The organism is Paenisporosarcina sp. P5_A11 (genome assembly GCF_056400705.1).
The window spans coordinates 22,287-29,159 of the sequence record NZ_JBFUKT010000024.1; the positions used below are offsets into that span (position 1 = coordinate 22,287).

The following is a 6,873-nucleotide window of genomic DNA, read 5'->3' on the forward strand; positions in this document are numbered from 1 at the left end:
TTTTGTTCTAAAAATAAATCGATTTAATCAAATGCCTACTATTCCCTCGCAAATTCATGAAAGAGCTTGAAGATTACCACTTTTCAATCCCTCCATGTAACTCAATGTTGACGATATATTTAAGAGTTACCTGCCTAATCTCATATTCTCTCTTATACATATAATAAAAAAAACAAAAGGGTGTATGAAGTATGAAAGTTATCGTTACAGGGGGGGCAGGGTTCATAGGTTCCCATTTGGTTGATGCTCTCATTTTAAAAGGCGCAGAAGTTCATATCTTGGATAATCTCGTTGCGGGTCAACTAGTGAGTGTAAATMCGAAAGCAGAATTACATGAAGTCGATATCTGTAGTGAAGAAGCCAAGAGCATTATTTTACACGTTAAGCCAGATGCTGTTTTTCATTTAGCTGCCCAGGCAGACGTTGGAATGTCCGTTCAAAATCCAAAATACGATGCAGATGTAAATATAAAAGGCACAATCAATATTCTAGAAGCTAGTCGTGACGCAAGAGTTAAAAAATTTATATTTGCCTCTACATCAGCAGTTTACGGTAACTTAAAAAAAGAATTCCTTTCTGAAAACGAGACGACGATTCCTGCTTCCTATTACGGCTTATCCAAATTGACAGCGGAGTCATACATAAGGCTCTTTTACGAGCTTTATAGATTACCATATACAATATTGCGGTATGCAAACGTATATGGTCCAAGACAATTGCCAAAAGGTGAAGGTGGCGTTATCGCTGTCTTTTTAAATCGATTAAAAACTGATGGTACTTTAAGTGTCCATGGAGACGGTGAACAAACCAGGGATTTTATTTATGTGACGGACATTGTTGCGGCCAATATTGCGGCATTAGATCGAGGTGCACAACAAACCATTCAGATAAGTACATCGAAGAAAACATCCATCAATGATATTTTAAAACGTTTAGCAGTTATCCATGGCCAATGTATTCAAACTGTTTTTACAGCACCTCGAGAAGGTGATATTAAGCATAGCTGTCTTAATAATGAAAAAGCACAAAATGTACTTAACTGGCATCCAACTGTCGATATATTAAATGGATTAAATGAAACATATGATTTTCATCAAAGAAATTCATAATGTTAAATTTTTTGAACTCCTCATATAACTGCAATATAAATCCTACAGTATGGGCTGGAAACCGATTATTCCTTTTGAAGATTCTTAGAAAGCAATCCTTGATTACTATAGAGAAATTGATTGGATCAATATATTATTCTTGATGTTTATTTCATACGAAAAGGGCAACTCCAAAGAGTCGCCCTTTTTCAAATCATTTTTATTTTTTCACAAACAATTCTTCCAAAACTTCACTAACAGCCGCTTTCCCTTGATCGACACAATCTGGTAATCCAAGACCGTTATAAGAACTTCCTGCAAGCTTTATCATTGGGAAATGCTCCTGAATTTCTTTTTTCGCCTTAGCTACTCGGTCTTTATGTCCTACCACGTATTGGGGAGAAGCATTTTTCCATCTAGTAACCACTGAAAACAGAGGATTTTGATCAATATTAATTGTTTTGCGTAGATCAGAGAGAACCACTTTTTCGAGCTCGCTGTCGGATAAGCCCACTGCAGACTCATCACCTGCACGACCTACAAAACCGCGAAGCAACACATGACCTTCTGGTGTGGTAGTTGGCCATTTACGATGTGTCCACGTACAAGCAGTGATGGAATAGTCACTGTTTCTCGACACTAAAAATCCAGTGCCTTCTTTTTCTTGTTTGACCGCTTCTTCTTTAAAAGCCATAGCGACAGTAGCTACTGAAGTAGCAGGCATGTCCCGAAAATCACTCATTAATCCATGCTCTTCAAATAATGAAAGAGCTGCGATATGGGGCGTTGCAATAATCAATTGATCGAGAAGTATTTCTGATTCGTTGTTGAGGAACAGATTTACTTTATCCCCTACTCTTTCGAAACGTTCCACACGGACACCTTTCATCACCGAGTCAGGTTCAAGCTGTTCTTCTATTGCTTCCACTATAGTTTCTAAGCCATTTTTAAACGTACGGAAAATACCTTCTTTGGACTTTTGTACAGGTGGTTTTGGTGTAGTTTTTTTCGAACCGATAATCAAGCTGCGATGTTCCTGTTCCAGCTTATAAAACTGGGGAAACGTTGCGTGGAGGCTCATTTTATCAATGTCTCCTGAATAGATTCCTGATAATAAAGGCTCAATTAAATTTTCAACAACTTCTCCTCCGAAACGTCTACGTAAAAATTGTCCAATCGATTGATCTCCATTAACAGAAGACTTAGGTAAAATAAAATCACAAGCTGCGCGCAATTTTCCGCTCCATGAGAACAATCCCGATGTGACGAAAGGCGATATTTGTGTAGGAATGCCCATGACAGATCCTCCAGGAATTGGGTGAAGACCATCATTGACGAGAATATATGCTTGGCCAGTTGCATTGCTTACAAGTTGGTCACTGATGCCAAGATCCTCGGCTAAAATGCCAAAGCTTTTCTTACGTGCCAAAAACGAGTCAGGTCCCCGTTCGATAACAAACCCGTCTTTGCGGACTGTCTGGATCTTTCCACCAAGTCGATGGGCCGCTTCAATCAAAACCACGTCAAGAGGATACCCTTTTTCTCTCGCTTCTTTTTGCAAGTAAAAAGCAGCCGCTAGTCCAGTAATTCCGCCACCTATTATTGCTACTTTTCGTTTTTCTCGAGACACAGTCATCATCACTTTCGATTTCAGTTTACTTATTTTTCACTTAAATGTTTTAATACAACGTCAGACATGGCATCGATAAATAATGGCTGCGTATTTGGCATTTCAGGTCGGTAGTAATTAGCACCGATTTCATCCGTTACTACTTTACATTCATAGTCATTGTCAAACAGCACTTCTAAGTGATCTGTTACAAATCCAACGGGTGTGTAAACGAATGTATTATACCCTTTTTGTTCGTGTAATTCACGAGTTAAATCTTGTACGTCCGGTCCAATCCAAGGCTCTGGAGTTTGCCCAGCACTTTGCCAACCAACTTCATAGTTTTCTACACCTGCAGCTTGCGCTATTAAATCAGCTGTTTCTTTCAATTGGTTTGGATATGGATCGCCATTTGCGATTATTTTTTCTGGTAATGAATGTGCAGAAACAATTAAGCATGCTTCAGCACGTTCTTCCGTTGACATCGAGTTAAACGTTTCAGATACTTTTTCTGTCCAATACTGGATGAATTTCGGTTCAACGTACCAACTTTCAACAGAAGTAATTTGAAGACCGCCTAATTTTTCTGCGGTTTCTTTCGCACGTCCATTATAAGATTTAACTGAGAATGTAGAAAAATGAGGTGCTAATACAATTGAAACTGCTTCTGTGATTCCGTCTTTATGCATTTGCTCAACTGCATCTTCTACAAATGGTTCAATATGTTTTAAGCCGATATATAATTTAAATTCGATCTCATCTTGAACTTCATTCAACCGGTCGCGGAGGGCTGCCGCTTGATCGTCTGTTATTTTAGCTAATGGAGAAATTCCACCGATAGCACGGTAGCGATCTCTTAATTCAGTTAAAGCTTCGGGACTTGGCGGACGGCCATGACGAATATGAGTATAATAACGTTCTAAATCTTCTTCCTTGTATGGCGTACCATAAGCCATGACAAGCAGTCCCATCGTTTTCTTAGACAACTTCATCACCTCATTCAATTATTTACAACATTCATTTTGCTCTGTTCAATTTATTCATGCGAACATGAACGACTTATGAATGTGCTTTTATTTGTTTACGGCTATAATCATGTACAAATTCAGTCAATCGTTTTAAGATATCCGGGTTTACTTCTGGGAATACACCGTGACCTAAATTAAAAATGTGCGAAGGATGTGCGAGACCTTGATCAACGATATCTTTTGCACGTTCCTCAATTACCGACCAATCAGCAAGTAATAGTGACGGATCCAAATTACCTTGAAGTGTTTTCGTTAAGCCCATTGCACGAGCATCTTTGATCGATAAACGCCAATCTAAACCTACAACGTCTACAGGAAGGTCATGCCATTCTTTGGCTAAGTGACTTGCACCTACACCAAATGTCGTTACGGGAACACCTAACTCTTGAATCGCAGTAAAGATACGTGTCATTACCGGTTTAATGAAGATACGATAATCTTCAATATTCAAAGCACCTACCCAAGAATCAAAAATTTGGATTGCTTTTGCTCCAGCATCAACTTGAGCTTTTGTATAGACAATGATCATATCTGCAAGCTTGTCCATTAATGCAAACCAAGCTTTTGGTTCAGATACCATAAATGCTTTTGTTTTATTGTAATTTTTTGAAGGACCGCCTTCAATCATGTAGCTTGCAAGTGTAAACGGAGCTCCTGAGAAACCAATTAACGGTACATTCAGTTGTTCTTGTGTCAAAATTTTAATCGTTTCTAAAACGAATGGGATATGATCCTGTGGGGAAAGCTCTCCAAGTTTCTCAACATCTTGAACTGTTCGTATTGGATTTGAGATAACAGGACCTATACCTGATTTGATTTTCACATCAACACCGATTCCTGGAAGTGGTGTTACGATGTCTTTGTATAGAATCGCTGCATCTACATTGTAATTTTCAACAGGTAAACGAGTAACATACGCGCAAAGTTCCGGTTGATGTGTGATTTCTTCTAATGAATACTTCTCTTTAATTTTTCGGTATTCCGGTTGTGAACGTCCTGCTTGACGCATATACCATACAGGTGTGTGATCAACTTTCTCGCCTCGTGCAGCACGTAGAAATGTATCATTAAACTTTGTCATGATTTTCTTTCCTGCCCTTCAATTTCACATTTTTGTTGTCGCCCTTTTATATTCGTTCTAAATATAGTCGTTCTCTACACTATTGTATAGATTTCAGGTGCAAATGTCATAGAATTGTCTAGAATAGAAGACACTCTTTTGACAAAGGTTTGTTTCGAGCTTTTTGATTTGGGGAAGATTATACTGTACATATAGATACGGAGGGAAAAAAATGAACATTTATTTAACTTCTGGTACACCTGAATTCATGAATTCTTTAAGAGAAAAACATGCCTCAGAACAGATGGTTGTTCTTCACGGCGAAGGTAACGCAGTTCTCCTTCACGAAACAACTGGGCAAACTGTTTTTCAAACACCTCGAAAATACGAAGTCATTGACTCGTCTGGTGAATTAAGTGATCAAGGCTTTTTCGTCTTAAATAACATTCCAGTAACTGATGAAGGGCGTCCAATATTTGAACATCGTTTTAGTAATCGCGCACGTGCAATTGAAAATGAACCTGGATTTATTGCGATTCGCGTATTACGTCCTGTCGGTTCTGATACGTACGTCATTTTGACAGAGTGGACTGGATCAAGTTCATTTGAAGCTTGGCAAACATCTCAAGCCTATAACAAAGCCCACGAAAAACGTGGAACTGATGAAGGCATCGACAAACGCCCTAATATTTTCTCTAGCGCTTCATATGTTACGAAGTATACGACCGCTAAGAAGAATGACTAATCTTTATGATTGTGAAAGCGCCAATTCCTATTAAGGAGTTGGCGCTTTTATATGATAGGTTAAAATTTGGCGGAATTTTCTAGGGAAATATGTCATTTTGTACAACCTGTATGTCCTCTCCGTCAACCTGGAGCATCACTTCGTCAACCAGCACTGTGACTGAGTCACTTATTGAGACAAATCCTATATAGGCAAAAAGAAAAGAGAGTCAGCTCATGCCAACCCTCTTCTTACATATTTGCCATTAGTCGTTTGGCAATTTGTTGATACTCATCTGGTCCAATTCCTGGAGCGAATTCTTCAGGAAGATCTTCGAGGTCTGGAATTTCGGCTCCTTTAGGTGCGCCATCTTTAACGATAAGTGGCAGTCCATTGCTCGGATTTTCGCCTTTCCAGATAGAGCGAATATCTTTATATTGTCCTTCATCATTCCATGTAAATAATACATTTCCCAACCCTTGATCTTCAAACTTTCGTGCGTGATCAAATGCACGATTATCTAAACTTGGAATTGGGAGCATCTTTGTTATATCGACTCCGGTAGCCATTTCAATTGCCCTTGCATACGCAAGTACGTGTGTACCGCCCCGTACGAGTAAATAACCGATCATTTCTCTGGCAGTTTCGTGACTTGTCATTTCATAGACGCGCATCTTATGAGTCCTTGCACCGCATTCCAAGAAGAAATTGTGTAACAAATCCAATACTAGATTACCACTGGAAAATACATAATCCCCTCGCCAAGGGTTACCCATTGAATCACCGGCTAAAGAAGTTTGTGCCGTTGCGATAAATGCATACGTATTTCGTTTGTCTTTACCATTTTGTAATGGAGTTAAATCTGGATCACCAGCAAACGTAGTTCCTTTTTGCAATAAATTAATGGTATTAGATACTAACTCTACATGCCCAAACTCTTCCGCTGTAATGCTTGCAACAAGATCATAAAACGGCTTGAATTTTGTTTTTTGACGAAAATTAAAGGATTGATACATGTAGTTATTCAATGTAGACATTTCACCAAATTTTCCGCCTAGCAATTCTTGTACAGCCGCAGCGGCATTCGCATCCCCGTATTCAGGTATCGGAAGGTCAATCGCCAATCTATTCATACGTTTAATCATGGAATTTCCTCTTCTCATATTTAATCACCTTAGGGAATTAAACCCTTTATCGTTATGTGTATGACTGTGATAAAGAGAATATGTTGCTTTAATGTTTATGAGAAAGCCGGTGACACCCATATGATTTGTTGAGTACGTATAAAAAATGGTGTTTTATTCTTTTCGACCACAATATGATCTGGCAACACTTGACTAAGTACTCCTTGCACTGCACTATTA

At 38.8% G+C, this 6,873-nt stretch carries 7 protein-coding genes; 2 read left to right on the forward strand and 5 right to left on the reverse strand.

All coding sequences use genetic code 11. From position 1 onward, the window contains the following. The first annotated feature begins 191 nt into the window (after positions 1-191). The gene (locus AC1DOS_RS06420) at positions 192-1,109 is read left to right on the forward strand and encodes an NAD-dependent epimerase/dehydratase family protein (protein WP_477536824.1); all 918 of its coding nucleotides are present in this window, start codon (positions 192-194) and stop codon (positions 1,107-1,109) included. Positions 1,110-1,308: 199 nt separating this feature from the next. Here AC1DOS_RS06420 and hemY read toward each other — a convergent pair whose 3' ends face one another. From hemY to hemE, 3 genes are all read right to left on the reverse strand, one after another. After that, entirely contained in the window at positions 1,309-2,718 is a 1,410-nt protein-coding gene (gene hemY, locus AC1DOS_RS06425) for a protoporphyrinogen oxidase (protein WP_477536825.1), read from the reverse strand. Positions 2,719-2,747: 29 nt separating this feature from the next. Beyond that, positions 2,748-3,683: a ferrochelatase gene (hemH, locus tag AC1DOS_RS06430; protein WP_477536826.1), complete on the reverse strand. Its 936-nt coding sequence runs from the start codon at positions 3,681-3,683 to the stop codon at positions 2,748-2,750. A 73-nt stretch (positions 3,684-3,756) separates the two neighbouring features. Beyond that, on the reverse strand, positions 3,757-4,806 hold the full coding sequence (gene hemE, locus AC1DOS_RS06435) for a uroporphyrinogen decarboxylase (RefSeq protein WP_108585231.1): 1,050 nt from the start codon (positions 4,804-4,806) through the stop codon (positions 3,757-3,759). Positions 4,807-5,017: 211 nt separating this feature from the next. Between hemE and AC1DOS_RS06440 the strand changes: the two genes are divergently transcribed. Continuing rightward, positions 5,018-5,530 (forward strand): antibiotic biosynthesis monooxygenase family protein, encoded by a 513-nt coding sequence (locus AC1DOS_RS06440; protein ID WP_477536827.1) that lies wholly within the window; start codon positions 5,018-5,020, stop codon positions 5,528-5,530. A gap of 230 nt (positions 5,531-5,760) precedes the next feature. On the opposite strand, the gene AC1DOS_RS06445 is transcribed toward AC1DOS_RS06440, so the two are convergent. Both AC1DOS_RS06445 and AC1DOS_RS06450 read right to left on the reverse strand, forming a co-directional pair. Beyond that, positions 5,761-6,654 (reverse strand): manganese catalase family protein, encoded by an 894-nt coding sequence (locus AC1DOS_RS06445; protein WP_477536828.1) that lies wholly within the window; start codon positions 6,652-6,654, stop codon positions 5,761-5,763. Between the two features lie 95 nt (positions 6,655-6,749). After that, on the reverse strand, positions 6,750-6,863 hold the full coding sequence (locus AC1DOS_RS06450) for a DUF2642 domain-containing protein (protein ID WP_477536829.1): 114 nt from the start codon (positions 6,861-6,863) through the stop codon (positions 6,750-6,752). Between the last annotated feature and the right edge of the window lie 10 nt (positions 6,864-6,873).

Bases quoted from the DNA above. Each gene is read 5' to 3' on its own strand.
- hemE (WP_108585231.1), bottom strand. From the start codon at position 4,806: ATGACAAAGTTTAATGATACATTTCTACGTGCTGCACGAGGCGAGAAA.
- AC1DOS_RS06440 (WP_477536827.1), top strand. From the start codon at position 5,018: ATGAACATTTATTTAACTTCTGGTACACCTGAATTCATGAATTCTTTA.
- AC1DOS_RS06445 (WP_477536828.1), bottom strand. From the start codon at position 6,654: ATGATTAAACGTATGAATAGATTGGCGATTGACCTTCCGATACCTGAA.